Raw genomic sequence first — 15,072 nt, forward strand, 5'->3', positions numbered from 1 at the left:
GGGCGCCATCTGACGAGGGCGGAGGAGCGAGACATGCCCCAGACCACGAACCGGACGGCCGTTCCCTCCGGAACCATCCTTCGGCACCCCTGCACCGCGGCTTCGATGCCCGCCATCCGCCTGTGGGACCGCATGGTCGCGGAGGCGACGGCCCTTTCGACCACCGACCGCCTCATGGCCGGGCCGGTGAGCCGGGCCGTGCTGTCCCATGGCTGCCTGGCCGAAGCGCTGGCCGCCCGGATCGCGACCCGCCTGGGCGATGCCGAGCTCGATGCCGCCGCCCTGCGCGACGTGGCCCGCGAAATTTTCCTCGACCGGCCGGAGCTGGTGAGTTCGGCCGCCGCCGACCTGCTCGCCGTCCAGGATCGCGACCCGGCCTGCCCGGACCTCCTCACCCCGTTCCTGCACTTCAAGGGCTATCTGGCGCTGCAGGCCCATCGCGTGTCGCACGGGCTGTGGCTCGCGGGGCGCGCGCATCTGGCGCGGCATATCCAGGCCCGGATGTCCGAGGTCTTCGCCGTGGACATCCACCCCGCCGCGCGATTCGGCTGCCGGGTGATGCTCGATCACGCGACCGGGCTGGTGGTGGGCGAGACGGCCTCGGTGGGCGATGACGTGTCGATTCTCCAGGGCGTGACCCTGGGCGGCACGGGCAAGGAATGCGGCCAGCGCCACCCCCAGGTCGAGCGCGGCGTGCTGATCGGCGCGGGCGCGCAGATCCTGGGCAATATCCGCATCGGCGAGGGCGCCAAGGTCGGCGCCGGCAGCGTCGTGCTGGCGGATGTCGCGCCTTTCACCACGGTGGTCGGCGTCCCCGCTCGCGAGGTCGGCCGCCACCGCGGGCTCCCGGCGCTGACCATGGAGCACGGTCTGCCGAACGGCGAGGTTGCGATCACCGGCGACTGATGGACACCGACTCGCCGCAGGGCGGCCCTCCACCCTTCTCCACCCATGATGACATCGTCCGGATGATCGATCAGGGGATCTGCGTCGTCGAGGTGGCCTTCGACGCCGAGGGCATGGCGCGCGACTACCGCTTCCTCGAGGTCAATCCCGCCTTCGTGACGCAGACCGGCCTGACCGATGCCGTCGGCCGGTCCATGCGCGAACTGAAGGCGGACCACGAGCAGCATTGGTTCGACATCTACGGCAAGGTGGCGAAGACCGGCGAGCCGACGCGCTTCCAGGCGCCGGCGGCCGCGCTGGAGCGTTGGTACGACGTCTTCGCCTTTCGCGTCGAGGCGCCGGCGCAGCACCGGGTGGCCATCGTCTTCGACGACATCACCGAGCGGCGTCAGACCGAGGAACGCCTGCGCGTCCTGGCCTCGGAGATGGCGCATCGCGCGAAGAACACGCTGGCCGTCGTCTCCAGCCTCGCGCAGCTGTCCCAGGCGGAGAGTGTGGAGGCCTACCGGGCCGAGCTGGTGTCGCGCCTCACCGCCCTCGGCAATTCCCAGCATCTGGTCGAGGCCGCGGCGGGTCGCGGCGCAGACCTGAGGCGGCTGATCGAGCTGGATCTTGCCGGCTTCCAGCTCTCCGGCGAGGCGCGCGTGACGATGAGCGGCCCCAGGGTGCTGATCGAGCCTGGCGCCGCGCAATCCTTCGCGCTGGGGCTGCATGAGCTGGCCACCAATTCGGCGAAATACGGCGCGCTCTCCGTCGCGGCCGGCCGCGTCGCCATCCACTGGGCCTGGAGCGACGGCCGGCTGGCCTGGCGATGGGAAGAGACGGGCGGCCCACCGGTGAAGGCGCCGACCCGCCTGGGACTAGGCGTCAGGCTGATCGAGAAAATCGGCCATGACGAGATTGATGGAGGTCAGGCGGAATTCGACTGGCGGCCGGAAGGGCTCGTCTGCGAGATGCTTCTCCCCAAGCGGACGGTCCTGCCAGCCTAACGGGGCCAGCCTGAACGGGGCCGGTCAGACCCCTTCGCGCGCCAGGCGGAAGGGGCTCGCCGGATAGGTGCCCAGCACCCGCAGCTCGCGCGAGAAGAACCGCAGCTCCTCCAGCGCGCGGAACAGATGCGGCTCGTCCGGATGGCCGTCCACGTCGCAGAGGAACTGGGTGGCGGTGAAGTTGCCGTCGAGCATGTAGCTCTCCAGCTTGGTCATGTTCACGCCGTTGGTCGCGAAGCCGCCCAGCGCCTTGTAGAGCGCGGCCGGCATGTTGCGGACCCGGAAGACGAAGGTGGTGACGGGGTTCAGCATCTCGCTGAGGGCCGCGCGCCGAGGCTCCCTGGTCATGACGTAGAAGCGCGTGGTATTGTGCAGCGCGTCCTCGACGTTGCGGCGCAGGATTTCCAGCCCATAGATCTCGGCGGCCAGCTCACTGGCGATGGCGGCGTCCTCGGGGGTGCCGTCCTTGGCGATCATCTCCGCCGCGCCGGCCGTGTCGGCCTGGATGACGGGGGTGAGGTTCAGCTCCTTCAGCACGTTGAGCACCTGGCCCAGCGCCACCGGATGGCTGTGCGCGCGGCGGATGGTCTGCAGCGTGGCGCCCTTGCGGGCCAGCAGGCAGTGCTCCACCCGCTCGAAATGCTCGCCGACGACCGAAAGGCCCGAATCCGGCAGCAGGCGATGGATGTCGGGCACCCTGCCCGCGAGGCTGTTCTCGCAAGGGAGCATGGCCATATCGGCCCGGCCCTCGCGCACGGCGCTCATCGCCGCCTCGAAGCTGGGCGAGGGCAGCGTCGTGAAGCCGGGATAGGCGTGGCGGCAGGCCAGGTCGGAATAGGCGCCGGGGACGCCCTGGAAAGCGATGGTCTGGGACATGTTCTTTATCTTCTCAACTCAGCAACTGGCGGGCGCGCTCGAGGTCGGCGGGGGTGTCCACACCAAAGGGGCCATGGGCGACGCGGGTGACTGAAATCCGCATTCCCGCCTCCAGGGCGCGAAGCTGCTCCAGCTTCTCGCGCCGCTCCAGCGGGGATTCCTTCAGCGTCACGAATCGCTCCAGGGCGCTGCGGCGGAAGGCGTAGACGCCGATATGGTGCCAGCGCGGCCCTTCGCCCCAAGGGATCGGGTTGCGGCTGAAATACAGGGCCGGCGCGACCTCCGACTCGCCCTCAAAGGCGCAGGCGGCCTTCACGAAGGAAGAGGTCGTCGCCTCATGCTCGTCGGCGATGGGACAGACGAGGGTGGCGATATCGACCTGGGGATCGGCCAGCGGCCGGAGCACGGCCTTCAGCAGCTCGGGGTCCAGGGTCGGCACGTCGCCCTGCAGATTTACCACCACGTCATGCGCGCCGAGGGGGTCGAGCTCGGCCAGGGAGCGATGGACCCGGTCGGTGCCGCTGGGGAGGTCCTCGGCGACGAGGACGGCCCGGCCGCCCGCCCGCTCCACGGCCGCAACGATCTCCGCCTCCCCGGCCGCCACCGCCACGGGGCCGATTCCGGCCTCCCGGGCGCGGTCCAGCACATGGACGATCATCGGCCGGCCCGCGATATCGGCCAGCGGCTTGCCGGGCAGGCGGGTCGCGGTCATGCGCGCGGGAATGATGACGATGGGGTTCACTGTTTGAAATCCAGGGCTTCGTTCACGTGGGGGCGGTTGATGCAGCGCACGGGCGCCTGTATGGGACAAGGACGAATAAGTCAGGGTCCGGCTTCGCGCAAACGCGCTCGCCGCGCCCCTCGCTCGGAAGGGTCCGCTCGGCATGAGCTTGGAGTTCAACAAGGCGTTCGCGGCGGTGCTGACCGCGGGTATCGCCTTCATGGCCGCCGGTGTCATCGGCACGCAGCTGGTGAAGCCGCATCGCCTGCATGAGCCGGCGATCGCGCTGGGTGCCGTCGCGCCGACCGCGGTGCCGGCCGCCGCTCCCGCGGCGCTGGAGCCCATCGGCCCGCTGCTGGCCGCGGCCAGTGCCGATAACGGCCGCGTCATCGCCGGGCGGGTCTGTGGCTCGTGCCACACCTTCACCGACGGCGGCCGCGCCGGCGTGGGTCCGAACCTCTATGGCATCGTGGGCAACCACCATGCCCATATGGCGGGCTTCAACTACAGTGCCGGCATGAAGGCCAAGGAAGGCCAGCCCTGGGACTACGAGGCGCTCAACACCTTCATCGCCGGCCCGGCCCGCGCCATCCCCGGCACCCGCATGGCCTATGGCGGCATGAACAGCACCGCCCAGCGCGCCGACCTGATTGCGTTCCTGCGCAGCCTGGCCAGCACCCCGGCGCCGCTCCCCTGATCGACCCGGCCTTCGTCGCGGCGGCCGAAGCCGCCGCCGACCTCGCGGGCGGCATCATCCGACCGCTGTTCCGCTCGGCCCTCCTCGTGGAGGCCAAGGGCGACGCCTCCCCCGTCACCGAGGCCGACCGCGCCGCCGAACGCGCGCTGCGCGCCTTCCTGGGCGAGCGTTTCCCCACCCATGGCATCATGGGCGAGGAATACGGCACCGAGCGCGGCGACGCCGAATACCTCTGGGTCCTGGACCCGATCGACGGCACCCGCGCCTTCCTGACCGGCCGTCCGCTCTTCGGGACGCTGATCGGCCTGCTGCATCGCGGCCGGCCGGTGCTGGGCCTCATCGACCAGCCCATCACGCGCGAGCGCTGGCTGGGCGTGTCCGGCGAAGGCACCCGCTTCACCGGCCCGCTGGGCGGTACGATCGGCCCGCGCGCCTGCGAGTCGCTCTCGGTGGCGGAGCTGGCCTGCACCTCGCCCGATATTTTCCCGCCCGCCGAGGCCGCCCGCTTCGAAAAGGTCCGCAGGGCGGCCCGCCGGGTGAGCTGGGGCGGCGATTGCTATGGCTATGGCCTGATCCCGCTCGGACTCGTGGATGCCGTGGTCGAGACCACGCTGAAGCCCTGGGACTGGGCCGCCTTGGTCCCCGTCATCGAGGGCGCCGGCGGCCGCATGACCGATTGGCAGGGCAAGACCCTGACCCTGGAGAGCCCCGGCGACGTGATCGCGGTGGGCGATCCCGCGCTGCTGCCGGAGATCGTGGGCCTGCTGCGCTGACGAAGGTTGTCCTGGGCGCGGCCTGCGCCCAATCTCCTTCCATGCAACGCCGTGACCTCTTCGCCGCCGGCTTCGGCCTCGTGTCCTTCGCCGCTTCTGCCCAGCAACCGCTGGGGGTCGTGCGCACCCACGCGCTGTCGCTGCTCGGCGTGCCGGCCCTGCCGGCGGATTTCCCCCATTTCCCCTGGGCGAACCCCGAGGCCCCCAAGGGCGGCGAGGTGGCGCTGACGCGGCTCGGCAGCTTCGACAGCTTCAACCCCTTCATCCTGCGCGGCACCGCGGATCCGGGGGTCATGAACATCTACGACACCCTGCTGATGGACAGCCCGGACGAGGCGAGCACGGAATACGCGCATCTCGCCTCGATGGTGGAGCTGCCCGCCGACCGCATGGGCGTCACTTTCGAGATCCGCGAGGGCGCGCGCTGGCATGACGGCCAGCCCATCACGGCCGAGGACGTGGTCTGGACCTTCAACACGCTCCGCACCCAGGGCCGGCCCTTCTACCGCGCCTATTGGGCCGATGTGTCCGAGGTGGTGGCCGATGGCCCGCGCCGCGCCGTCTTCCGCTTCAAGAGCAACGAGAATCGCGAACTCGCGCTGATCCTCGGCCAGCTCGCCGTGATGCCGAAGCATTGGTGGGACGGGCGCGATTTCTCGCGCCCGTCGCTCGATGTTCCGCTCGGCTCCGGCCCCTACCGGCTGGAACGCTTCGAGCCGGGGCGCAGCGTCGTCTACCGCCGGGTGGAGGACTATTGGGCGCGCGACCTGCCCACGAAGCGCGGCTTCAACAATTTCGACGCCCTGCGCTACGAATATTTCCGCGACACCACCGTCGATTTCGAGGCGTTCAAGGCCGGCCAGATCGATTTCCGCACCGAAAACCAGGCGCGCAACTGGGCCACGGGCTACGACTTTCCCGCCGTGCGCCGCGGCCTCGTGAAGCGCGACGAGATCCGCCACGAGCGGCCGACCGGCATGCAGGCCTTCGTGATGAACCTGCGCCGCCCGCTCTTCCAGGATGCGCGGGTGCGCGAGGCGCTGGGCCAGGTCTTCGACTTCGAATGGCTGAACGCCAATATCTTCAACGGCCTCTACACGCGCACGACGAGCTTCTTCTCCAATAGCGAGCTCGCCTCCTCCGGCCTGCCCACGGGCAAGGAGCTCGCGGTGCTGGAGCCCTTCCGCGCGCAGCTGCCCGACACGGTCTTCACCGCCGAATCGCGCCTGCCCACGACCGACGGCAGCGGCAACAACCGCGACGGGCTGCGCCGCGCGCTCGGCCTGATGCGCGAGGCCGGCTGGACCATTCGCGACCGGCGGCTGGTCAACGCCCAGGGCCAGCGCTTCGAATTCGAGATCCTGCTCAACGGCGCGACCTTCGAGCGCATCGCGCTGCCCTATGTGCAGTGGCTGCAGCGCCTGGGCGTGGAGGCGCGGGTGCGCACGGTCGATCCGGCGCAGTACCAGGTCCGCACCGACGCCTTCGACTACGACATGACGGTGGACGTGATCCCGCAGTCGCTCTCGCCCGGCAACGAGCAGCGCGACTTCTTCACCTGCGCGAAGGCCCAGGAGAACGGGTCGCAGAACATCGCGGGCATCTGCGCGCCGGTGATCGACGCGCTGGTGGAGCTGGTGATCAACGCGCCCGACCGCGAGGAGTTGATCGCACGCTCGCGGGCGCTGGACCGGGTGCTGCTGAACGGCGCCTTCGTGATCCCGCAATGGCATCTGCGCGCCTTCTGGATCGCCTATTGGAACCGCTTCGGCCGGCCGGCGCGCAATCCGAGATTCGGCCTGGGCTTCGACACCTGGTGGGTCGATCCGGCGCTCGACCGGGCGCTCGCCGAGGCCAAGCGCAGCCTGTGACGTAGCCCGAAGTGACCGCTTATCTTTTCCGGCGATTGCTGCTGATCGTGCCGACCTTGTTCGGCATCATCCTCATCAACTTCGCCGTGGTGCAATTCGCTCCCGGCGGCCCGGTCGAGCAGATGATCGCCGAGATCCGCGGCCAGGGTCAGACGCTGGGCCGCCTCACGGGCGAGGGCGGCGGCGAGGTCCGGCAGGCGCCTTCCAGAACCGAGGGCGGCGGCTCCACCTATCGCGGCGCGCGCGGCCTCGATCCCGCCGTGGTGCGCGAGATCGAGCGCGCCTTCGGCTTCGACAAGCCGGCCCATGTGCGCTTCGGCGAGATGCTCTGGGGCTATCTGCGCTTCGATTTCGGGCGATCACTGTTCCAGGATCGCCCGGTCTGGACGATGATGCTGGAGAAGCTGCCGGTCTCCATCTCGCTCGGCCTGTGGTCGACGCTGATCATCTATCTGATCTCGATCCCACTCGGCATCCGCAAGGCGGTGCGCGACGGCTCGCGCTTCGACGTCGCGACCAGCGCGGTGCTGCTGGTAGGCTATGCGATCCCGGGCTTTCTCTTCGCCATCATGCTCGTCGTGCTCTTCGCCGGCGGCAGCTTCTTCCAGTGGTTCCCGCTGCGGGGGCTGACCAGCTCGGGCAGCGAATCCTGGCCCTTCTGGGAGCGCGCGCTCGACTACGCCTGGCACATGGTCCTGCCCACGATCACCCTGGTCATCGGCGGCTTCGCGGGGCTGACCATGCTGACGAAGAACTCCTTCCTGGAGGAGATCAACAAGCAATATGTGCTGACCGCGCGGGCCAAGGGCGCGGGCGAAGGGCGGGTGCTCTACGGCCATGTCTTCCGCAACGCGATGCTCATCATCATCGCGGGCTTTCCCTCCGCCTTCATCAGCATCCTCTTCACCGGCGCGCTGCTGGTGGAGATCATCTTCTCGCTCGACGGGCTCGGACTGCTGGGCTTTGAATCCGCGATCCGGCGCGACTACACCGTGATGTTCGGCACGCTCTACATCTTCACCCTGCTCGGGCTGGTGATGCAGATCGTGAGCGACTTCACCTATACGCTCGTCGATCCGCGCATCGATTTCGAGGCAAGGCGCTGATGCGCGACCTGCCGATCTCCTTCGCTCCGCTTCGGAGGCAGGACGCATGATGCGCGGCCCGCTGATCCTCCTCGCTCCGCTCGTCGGGCAGGACGCGACATGATCCTCTGGCCCCAGCAAGACGGCAGCGTCATCGCCACGCCGCAGCCCGCGCATGCGATTCTTTCGGGCCAGCTCATGCGCGTGCTGGCCGATCCGCCCGTTCCCTTCGAGCCCGTCGTGACCGCCGCCGCCCAGCACGACTGCGGCTGGATGCGCTGGGAGGCCGACCCCGAATTCGACGGCGACACCGGCCTGCCGCGCGCCTTCAATGCCCTCTCCGGCGCCAAGCACGTGCCCATGTGGGAGGCGGGCGTGCGCCTCGCTCTGGCGAATTGGGGGCTTTGGGCGGGCCTGCTGGTCCTGCGCCATGGCAGCTTCATCTATCGTCTCGGCATCGAGCATCAGCGCATGGCGCCCGGCGACGAAAGCCTCCTCGCCATGCAGGGCTATATCGACCGCGAGAAGGCCTGGAGCACGCTGCTGGCGGAAAAACTCGGAGTCAGTGAGGCGCAGGTGGCCGCGAACGCGAAGAAGATCGCGCTGGTCGATGCCATCGCCCTGGGGCTGTGCTGGGGCCGCGATGCCTTCGACTGCGGCCAGGCGAAGCTGAAGCGCGTCTCGCCCTTCGAGGCCACCCTCGATCCCTGGCCGCTCGCCGTGCCGGAGATCACGCTGGAGACGGAGGCGCTGCGCCTGCCGTCCCGCTACGCCGATGCGGGCGACATGCATGGCGGCCTGGCCCATGCTCCCCGCTTCCCGCTGCGCTTCCGGCTGACGCCCGCATGAGTCCGCTGAACCGCCGCCGCACCGCGAATTTCCGCGCCAATAAGCGCGGCTCCATCTCGCTCGTGATCTTCGCGATCCTTTTCGTGCTGACCCTCTTCGCCGAGCTGCTGGCCAATGACCGCCCCCTGATCGGCCATATCGACGGCCATTGGCGCTTCCCCGTCCTCGTCCATTACGCCGAGGAGGACATCGTTCCCGACGGCCTGCCCGTCGAGGCCAATTGGCACGATCCGGAATTCCTGCGCGAGGTCGAAGGCCGCGGCTGGGTCCTCTGGCCGCCCATCCGCTACAGCCACGCGACGCTGGTGACGGGGCTCAGCGTGCCCGCGCCCTCGCCGCCCAGCTGGAAGAACATCCTCGGCACCGACGACCAGTCGCGCGACGTGATGGCGCGGGTGATCTACGGCTTCCGCATCTCCGTGCTCTTCGGCTTCACGCTGACCATCTTCGCCTCGGCCATCGGCATCCTCGCCGGCGCGGTGCAGGGCTATTACGGCGGCTGGACCGACCTGCTCTTCCAGCGCTTCATCGAGATCTGGTCGGGCATGCCGCAGCTCTTCCTGCTTATCATCCTGAGCAGCGTGATCGAGCCGGGATTCTGGACGCTGCTGATCTTCCTCCTGCTCTTTTCCTGGATGGGCCTGGTCGGCGTCGTGCGCGCGGAATTCCTGCGCGGCCGCAACCTCGATTACGTGCGCGCGGCCCGTGCCCTGGGCGTGGCCGACGGGCGGCTGATGTTCCAGCACATCCTGCCCAATGCCATGGTGGCGACGCTGACCTTCCTGCCCTTCATCCTCTCGGGATCCGTCACGGTGCTCTCCACGCTGGATTTTCTCGGCTTCGGCCTGCCGCCCGGCTCCGCCTCGCTGGGCGAGCTGCTGAGCCAGGGGAAGAACAACCTCCAGGCGCCCTGGCTGGCCTTCACCGGCTTCGCGGTGCTGGGTGGCGTGCTGACTTTGCTGATCTTCATCGGCGAGGCGGTGCGCGATGCCTTCGATCCGAGAAAACTTCCGGGAGGCGGGAGATGAGCCTCCTCGAAGTCCAGAACCTCTCCGTCGCCTTCCGCGGCAAGCGCGTGGTGCAGGGCGTCTCCTTCCACGTCGATCCGGGCGAGGTCGTGGCCCTCGTCGGCGAGAGCGGTTCGGGCAAGTCCGTCACCGCGCTCTCCATCCTGCAATTGCTGGCCAATACCGGCTCCAACCCCGAAGGCAGCATTACCCTCGACGGCGTGGACGTTCTGAAGGCGAGCGGCGAGGAGCTTCGCCGCCTGCGCGGCGGCACGGCGGGCATGATCTTCCAGGAACCCATGACCTCGCTCAACCCGCTGCACAGCGTCGGGCGTCAGGTGAGTGAGGCCATCACCCTCCATCGCCCGCTGCGGGGCGCGGCGCTGCGCAAGGCGGTGATCGACACGCTGGTCCGCGCCGGCCTGTCCAATGCGCAGGAGCGGCTTTCCGCCTATCCGCACCAGCTCTCCGGCGGGCAGCGGCAGCGCGTGATGATCGGCGCGGCCCTGGCCAACGAGCCCAGGCTGCTCATCGCCGACGAACCCACCACCGCGCTCGACGTCACCATCCAGGCGCAGATCCTGGAACTGCTGGCCGACCTCAAGAAGCGGCTCGGCATGGGCATGCTGCTCATCACCCATGATCTGCAGATCGTGCGCCGCCACGCCGATCGCGTGGTCGTGATGAAGGACGGCGCCGTGGTCGAACAGGGCACGGTCGAGACCGTCTTCACCGACCCCAAGCATCCCTATACGCGCATGCTGCTGGCCACCGAGCCACGCGGCCGCCCCGCCCCCGTCGCGCCCGATGCCGTAGAGGTTCTGGAGGGCGATCAGATCCGCGTCCACTTCCCCATCCGCAAGGGCTTCCTGCGCCGCACCGTCGCCGTGGTGAAGGCGGTGGATGGCGTGGACGTCTCCGTGCGCGAGGGCGAGACGCTCGGCCTCGTCGGCGAAAGCGGCAGCGGCAAGACCACGCTCGGCCTCGCGCTCATCCGCATGGAGGGCAGCGAGGGCGTCATCCGCTTCGAGGGGCGCGACATCCAGGGCCTCTCGCGCGGCGAGCTGCGGCCGTTGCGCGCCCGCATGCAGATCGTCTTCCAGGACCCCTACGGCTCGCTCTCGCCGCGCATGAATGCCGGCGAGATCGTGGGCGAGGGCCTTACCGTGCATGAGCCCGGCCTCAACGCCGCCGGCCGCGCGCTTCGCGTCGGCACCGCGCTGGAGGAGGTGGGCCTGGATGCCGCCATGGCCGAGCGCTACCCGCATGAATTCTCCGGCGGCCAGCGCCAGCGCATCGCCATCGCGCGCGCCTTGGTGCTGAAGCCGCGCCTCGTCGTACTGGACGAGCCCACCAGCGCGCTCGACGTCAGCGTGCAGGCGCAGGTGGTGGAACTGCTGCGCGGCCTGCAGGAGCGCCATCGCCTCGCCTATCTCTTCATCAGCCACGACCTGCGCGTGGTGCGCGCCATGGCGCATCGCATCATCGTGATGAGGAACGGCCGCATCGTGGAGGCCGGCGAGGCCGAAGCCCTTACCCAAAACCCCCGCGAGCCTTATACGCGGGCCCTGATGGCCGCTGCCTTCGAACTCCGCGCGGCCAAGGAGAATGGCGCGCCTTGAGCGAGACCGAAGACCATCCCTGGGCCGGCCAGGAGCGGCAGAAACTGCAGGAGCTGATGGATGCGGAGCATGTGAAGCTCGGCGTCCATATCCGCAAGATGAACTCGCCCGGCAGCCCGGTGTACCGCAGCTCCGAGAACGTCGTGCCCGCCGCCGGTATCCTCATCGCCTCCTTCGCGGCGACGGCCTTCCTGCATTTCTATGTCGGCGCCGTGATCCTGGCCGTCGGCTGCACCTGGTGGGTGTGGAAGATCCTCCCGCAGATCCGCGAGGCGGTGTTCCTGCGCTCCTCGGCCTATGTGCTCGAGAGCGACCGCAACTTCGACCAGATGTGGGGTCGGGCCATGCTCAGCCTCTACGCCAAGCTGCCCGACGGCACCGAGCGCGCCGCGGCCTATCGCGACGACTGGCGCGTCTTCGTTCGCTCCCTCTACGGAATTTTCTGATGGCCATCCTTCTCTGCACCAAGACCACCGCCATGAACGACTGGCGCGACGCGCTGCTCGCCGTGGACCCAGCGCTGGACATCCGCCTCTTCCCCGAAGCGGGCGATCCGGCCGACATCGAGGCCGCCGTCTGCTGGAACCAGCACGACATGGGCGAGCTGCGGCGCTATCCGAACCTGAAGCTCATCGTCTCCATGGGCGCGGGCGTGGACCATCTGCTGCGCCAGCCCGGCCCGCCGCCGGGCATTCCGGTGGCCCGGCTGAAGGACCATATGCTCACGACGGGCATGACCGAATTCGTCGTGCTGAACGTGCTGCGCTTCCACCGGCAGGACCTGGACTACCGCGCGCAGCAGGCCGCGCGCGTCTGGAACGAGCTGCCCGCGCCGGTCACGGCCGAGCGACGTATCGGCATCCTCGGCCTGGGCGAGCTGGGCGCCGCCTCGGCCCGCGCGCTGGTGTCCTTCGGCTTCCCCGTGATGGGCTGGACGCGCACCCCGCGCGAGGTCGAGGGCGTGACGAACTTCCACGGCGAGGATGGCCTGGACGCGATGCTGCGCCAGACGGACATCCTCTGCTGCCTGCTGCCGCTGACGCCCCAGACGCGCGGCGTGATCAACGCCCGCACCCTGGCCCTCATGCCGCGCGGCGCCTTCGTCATCAACTCGGCCCGCGGCGGGCATCTGGTCGCCGAGGACCTGCTGGCGGCGCTGGATTCAGGGCATATCGCAGCCGCCGCGCTCGACGTCTTCGAGCCGGAGCCCCTGCCGGCGGAGCACCCGCTGTGGAGCCATCCGCGCGTGCTGGTCTGGCCGCATGCGGCGGCCATCACCATCCCCTCCAGCGCCGCGCCGCAGGTGGTGGATAATCTGCGCCGGGCCCGCGAGGGGCGCGAGCTCATCAATCTGGTGGATTTCTCCGCCGGCTACTGAGCCCGATCGGCGGAGGCGTCTCCGCCAAAGCCGTGAAGCGGTCTCACGGCACTTTCAGCGGCGCGGCGGATCGCGCGACAGGCCCTTGCCCGCAAGGGCCTGTTCGTACTCCGCCCAGAGCCGGTCCCGCTCCAGGCCCAGCCGGTGCAGCGTCTCCCAGGTGTAGAGCCCGGTGTCGTGCAGGTCGTCGAAGAAGATCCGCACCGCGTAATTGCCCACGGACTCGATCTTCATGATGCCCACATGCCGTCGCCCGGCGACGAGCTTCTTCTGCCCCGGCCCGTGCCCCTGCACTTCGGCCGAGGGGCTTTCCACGCGCAGAAATTCCGCCGGCAGGGCGAAATGGCTGCCGTCGTCGAAGCCGACATCCAGGGTCCTGTCCGCCGAGCGGTAGCGCAGCTCGGTGACCGTGACCGCCATCAATCGAGCTTGCGGGCCTGGTCGGGCAGCATGATGGGAATGCCGTCGCGCACGGGATAGGCGAGGCCCGCCGCCTCGCTCACCAGCTCGCCCGCCTCGCGGTCGTAGCGGAGGGGCTGCTTGGTCACGGGGCAGACGAGGATCTCCAGGAGCTGGGGATCCACGGCGCCGGCTTTGCTGGGCGTATCGGTCATGGGGAAGTCCTAGCTCGGTCGCCCGCCGGGCGGAAGCTCCCCGCCGCCCAGTGCGGCCATCCGCAGCAGGGCGATCAGGTCCTGGGCGCGCTCGGCGGGGCTCGCCGCCTCCAGCAACGCCTGCTTCTCGGCCACCGCGAAGGGGCAGACCATGGAAAGGGTGGTGACCAGCGAGGGGCAGCTCATCTGCTCCACCGCCGACCAATTCGCGTCGATGCCCTTGGCGGTGAAATAGGGCTTCAGCGCCGCCAGGATGCCCTCGCGCGGCAAATCGCCGGGCTCGGGGGGGTCAAGATCGTCGAGATAGAGCGTGTAGTCGGCCCGCACACGGCGATAGCCCCGGCAGGCGGTCAGTTCCTCGGTAACCCGGAAGCGGATCAGGCCTGAGAGCGTGATGAGAAGGCGCCCATCCTCCGTCTCGGCGAAGGAGGACAGCCGGCCGAGGCAACCCACGTGATAGAGCCCGTCCCCGGCGCCATTGGGGTCGGCCTGGATCATGCCGAACATCCGCCCCTGGGCCAGGCTGTCCAGCACCAGGGCCAGATAGCGCGGCTCGAAGATGTTGAGCGGCAGCTTTCCGCCCGGCAGGAGCAGCGCGCCCGAGAGCGGGAAGACCGCGATCTCGGCCGGCAGCTGCTCCGGTGCGGGCTGGAAGGGGTTCATCGTCAGAGCCTTTTGCTTTCGCGGATGCTCACTTCAGCTCTCCTCGTCCAGGCGGGCGGGCGAATGCCCTCAGCGGAACAGCAGCGCCGAGAGGCCGCGGCGGGCCTTCAGCGTCGCGGGGTCGTCGAAGCCCCAGGCCTCGAAGAACTTCAGCAGCTGCTTGCGGGCGGCCTCCTCGTTCCAGGCGCGGTCGCGCTTGATGGCTTCCAGCAGTTCCTGGGCGGCCTCGACGCGCTTCTCGGCGGCGTTGAGGGCCACGGCGAGCTCGATGCGAGCCTCGTGGTCATCGGGGTCCTGGGCCAGCCGCGCCTCGAAGATGCCGAACTTCGACTGGGCGATGCGCCCGGCCTCGGCCAGCTCGATCTGCGCGCGGAGAGCGGAAATCTCGGGATGCGCCTGGAGCTTGGCGTCGAGGCCCTCGATCATCTCCTTGGCCTGGGCCTCCTCATCCAGCGCGAGGAGGCAGCGGGCGAGGCCGGCAAGGGCCTCGGCGTTCTCGGGCTCCTGCTGGGCCAGGGCGGCATAGACCTCGAGCGCGCCAGTGAAGTCCTGCGCCTCGAAGAGCTCCTTGGCCTCGCCGATGAGGTCGTCGGAGGGCATCTGGCCGCCGGCGACTTTCAGCAGGTTCTCGATGAACTTCTTCACCTCGCTCTCGGGCAGGGCGCCCTGGAAGAGGTCGGCGATCTGGCCCTGCCAGAAGGCGGCCACGGTCGGTACCGACTGCAGCGGCAGGCCCATCTGGGTGAGCTGCTGGACGAGCTGGCGGTTCTTGTCGATGTCGATCTTCACGAGGCGCACGCGCCCGCCCGAGGCGCGGACCACCTTCTCGATCGTCGGCGTCAGCGTCTTGCAGGGGCCGCACCAGGTCGCCCAGAAGTCCACCAGGATGGGGACCTCGCGCGAGGCCTCGATCACATCCTGCATGAAGGTCTTCTGGTCGCCGTCGCTCACGGGATCCACGCCGCCGGGGGCGCCAGCGGGGGCATTTGGCTTGTTGGGGTCGAAGATCACGTCCATCGGG

General features: G+C 69.2%; 17 protein-coding genes. 11 read left to right on the top strand and 6 right to left on the bottom strand.

Features of this window, described 5'->3' with window-relative positions; genetic code table 11:
- Positions 1 to 33: 33 nt before the first annotated feature.
- Both cysE and ACO057_RS12140 read left to right on the top strand, forming a co-directional pair.
- Positions 34 to 906, top strand: a complete 873-nt coding sequence (gene cysE / locus ACO057_RS12135) for a serine O-acetyltransferase (protein WP_421992016.1) — start codon at positions 34 to 36, stop codon at positions 904 to 906.
- Entirely contained in the window at positions 906 to 1,895 is a 990-nt protein-coding gene (locus ACO057_RS12140; protein WP_421992018.1) for an HWE histidine kinase domain-containing protein, read from the top strand. Before cysE ends, ACO057_RS12140 begins: the two co-directional genes overlap by 1 nt.
- Positions 1,896 to 1,919: 24 nt before the next feature.
- Here the strand turns inward: ACO057_RS12140 and ACO057_RS12145 are convergent, their stop codons facing one another.
- Together ACO057_RS12145 and ACO057_RS12150 are read right to left on the bottom strand one after the other, a co-directional pair.
- Entirely contained in the window at positions 1,920 to 2,771 is an 852-nt protein-coding gene (locus ACO057_RS12145; protein WP_421992020.1) for a prephenate dehydratase, read from the bottom strand.
- Between the two features lie 13 nt (positions 2,772 to 2,784).
- On the bottom strand, positions 2,785 to 3,513 hold the full coding sequence (locus tag ACO057_RS12150; RefSeq protein WP_421992022.1) for a 3-deoxy-manno-octulosonate cytidylyltransferase: 729 nt from the start codon (positions 3,511 to 3,513) through the stop codon (positions 2,785 to 2,787).
- Positions 3,514 to 3,655: 142 nt separating this feature from the next.
- On the opposite strand from ACO057_RS12150, the gene ACO057_RS12155 reads away from it, so the two are divergent.
- The 9 genes from ACO057_RS12155 to ACO057_RS12195 all read left to right on the top strand — a co-directional run bounded on the left by ACO057_RS12155 (position 3,656) and on the right by ACO057_RS12195 (position 12,774).
- The gene (locus tag ACO057_RS12155; RefSeq protein ID WP_421992024.1) at positions 3,656 to 4,189 is read left to right on the top strand and encodes a c-type cytochrome; all 534 of its coding nucleotides are present in this window, start codon (positions 3,656 to 3,658) and stop codon (positions 4,187 to 4,189) included.
- Entirely contained in the window at positions 4,186 to 4,962 is a 777-nt protein-coding gene (locus ACO057_RS12160; protein WP_421992192.1) for an inositol monophosphatase family protein, read from the top strand. The genes ACO057_RS12155 and ACO057_RS12160 overlap by 4 nt, the downstream gene beginning before the upstream one ends.
- Positions 4,963 to 5,003: 41 nt before the next feature.
- Entirely contained in the window at positions 5,004 to 6,833 is a 1,830-nt protein-coding gene (locus ACO057_RS12165; RefSeq protein WP_421992026.1) for an extracellular solute-binding protein, read from the top strand.
- A gap of 11 nt (positions 6,834 to 6,844) precedes the next feature.
- Complete coding sequence (locus tag ACO057_RS12170) at positions 6,845 to 7,939, top strand: microcin C ABC transporter permease YejB (protein WP_421992028.1); 1,095 nt, start codon at positions 6,845 to 6,847, stop codon at positions 7,937 to 7,939.
- Between the two features lie 99 nt (positions 7,940 to 8,038).
- The gene (locus tag ACO057_RS12175) at positions 8,039 to 8,767 is read left to right on the top strand and encodes a DUF3891 family protein (RefSeq protein WP_421992030.1); all 729 of its coding nucleotides are present in this window, start codon (positions 8,039 to 8,041) and stop codon (positions 8,765 to 8,767) included.
- Positions 8,764 to 9,795 carry an ABC transporter permease gene (locus ACO057_RS12180; protein WP_421992032.1) on the top strand — a complete coding sequence of 344 codons (1,032 nt, stop codon included), beginning with the start codon at positions 8,764 to 8,766 and terminating at the stop codon, positions 9,793 to 9,795. Before ACO057_RS12175 ends, ACO057_RS12180 begins: the two co-directional genes overlap by 4 nt.
- Positions 9,792 to 11,396, top strand: coding sequence for an ABC transporter ATP-binding protein (locus ACO057_RS12185; RefSeq protein ID WP_421992034.1), 1,605 nt, complete (start codon positions 9,792 to 9,794; stop codon positions 11,394 to 11,396). The genes ACO057_RS12180 and ACO057_RS12185 overlap by 4 nt, the downstream gene beginning before the upstream one ends.
- On the top strand, positions 11,393 to 11,842 hold the full coding sequence (locus ACO057_RS12190; RefSeq protein WP_421992036.1) for a hypothetical protein: 450 nt from the start codon (positions 11,393 to 11,395) through the stop codon (positions 11,840 to 11,842). Before ACO057_RS12185 ends, ACO057_RS12190 begins: the two co-directional genes overlap by 4 nt.
- Positions 11,842 to 12,774 (top strand): 2-hydroxyacid dehydrogenase, encoded by a 933-nt coding sequence (locus tag ACO057_RS12195; RefSeq protein WP_421992038.1) that lies wholly within the window; start codon positions 11,842 to 11,844, stop codon positions 12,772 to 12,774. Before ACO057_RS12190 ends, ACO057_RS12195 begins: the two co-directional genes overlap by 1 nt.
- 54 nt (positions 12,775 to 12,828) lie before the next feature.
- Here ACO057_RS12195 and ACO057_RS12200 read toward each other — a convergent pair whose 3' ends face one another.
- The 4 genes from ACO057_RS12200 to ACO057_RS12215 form a co-directional block, all read right to left on the bottom strand.
- A complete protein-coding gene (locus tag ACO057_RS12200; RefSeq protein WP_421992040.1) occupies positions 12,829 to 13,194 on the bottom strand; it encodes a gamma-butyrobetaine hydroxylase-like domain-containing protein in 366 nt (121 codons plus the stop codon).
- Positions 13,194 to 13,388 carry a Trm112 family protein gene (locus ACO057_RS12205; RefSeq protein WP_421992042.1) on the bottom strand — a complete coding sequence of 65 codons (195 nt, stop codon included), beginning with the start codon at positions 13,386 to 13,388 and terminating at the stop codon, positions 13,194 to 13,196. Before ACO057_RS12205 ends, ACO057_RS12200 begins: the two co-directional genes overlap by 1 nt.
- A gap of 9 nt (positions 13,389 to 13,397) precedes the next feature.
- Positions 13,398 to 14,051: an LON peptidase substrate-binding domain-containing protein gene (locus tag ACO057_RS12210; protein ID WP_421992044.1), complete on the bottom strand. Its 654-nt coding sequence runs from the start codon at positions 14,049 to 14,051 to the stop codon at positions 13,398 to 13,400.
- Between the two features lie 69 nt (positions 14,052 to 14,120).
- Positions 14,121 to 15,068 (bottom strand): tetratricopeptide repeat protein, encoded by a 948-nt coding sequence (locus ACO057_RS12215; protein WP_421992046.1) that lies wholly within the window; start codon positions 15,066 to 15,068, stop codon positions 14,121 to 14,123.
- Positions 15,069 to 15,072 lie beyond the last annotated feature (4 nt).

Source organism: Roseococcus sp. (assembly GCF_965227005.1).
Taxonomy (GTDB): domain Bacteria; phylum Pseudomonadota; class Alphaproteobacteria; order Acetobacterales; family Acetobacteraceae; genus Roseococcus.

Bases quoted from the DNA above. Each gene is read 5' to 3' on its own strand.
- cysE (WP_421992016.1), top strand. From the start codon at position 34: ATGCCCCAGACCACGAACCGGACGGCCGTTCCCTCCGGAACCATCCTT.
- ACO057_RS12140 (WP_421992018.1), top strand. From the start codon at position 906: ATGGACACCGACTCGCCGCAGGGCGGCCCTCCACCCTTCTCCACCCAT.
- ACO057_RS12145 (WP_421992020.1), bottom strand. From the start codon at position 2,771: ATGTCCCAGACCATCGCTTTCCAGGGCGTCCCCGGCGCCTATTCCGAC.
- ACO057_RS12155 (WP_421992024.1), top strand. From the start codon at position 3,656: ATGAGCTTGGAGTTCAACAAGGCGTTCGCGGCGGTGCTGACCGCGGGT.
- ACO057_RS12165 (WP_421992026.1), top strand. From the start codon at position 5,004: ATGCAACGCCGTGACCTCTTCGCCGCCGGCTTCGGCCTCGTGTCCTTC.
- ACO057_RS12175 (WP_421992030.1), top strand. From the start codon at position 8,039: ATGATCCTCTGGCCCCAGCAAGACGGCAGCGTCATCGCCACGCCGCAG.
- ACO057_RS12180 (WP_421992032.1), top strand. From the start codon at position 8,764: ATGAGTCCGCTGAACCGCCGCCGCACCGCGAATTTCCGCGCCAATAAG.
- ACO057_RS12185 (WP_421992034.1), top strand. From the start codon at position 9,792: ATGAGCCTCCTCGAAGTCCAGAACCTCTCCGTCGCCTTCCGCGGCAAG.
- ACO057_RS12195 (WP_421992038.1), top strand. From the start codon at position 11,842: ATGGCCATCCTTCTCTGCACCAAGACCACCGCCATGAACGACTGGCGC.
- ACO057_RS12200 (WP_421992040.1), bottom strand. From the start codon at position 13,194: ATGGCGGTCACGGTCACCGAGCTGCGCTACCGCTCGGCGGACAGGACC.
- ACO057_RS12205 (WP_421992042.1), bottom strand. From the start codon at position 13,388: ATGACCGATACGCCCAGCAAAGCCGGCGCCGTGGATCCCCAGCTCCTG.
- ACO057_RS12210 (WP_421992044.1), bottom strand. From the start codon at position 14,051: ATGAACCCCTTCCAGCCCGCACCGGAGCAGCTGCCGGCCGAGATCGCG.
- ACO057_RS12215 (WP_421992046.1), bottom strand. From the start codon at position 15,068: ATGGACGTGATCTTCGACCCCAACAAGCCAAATGCCCCCGCTGGCGCC.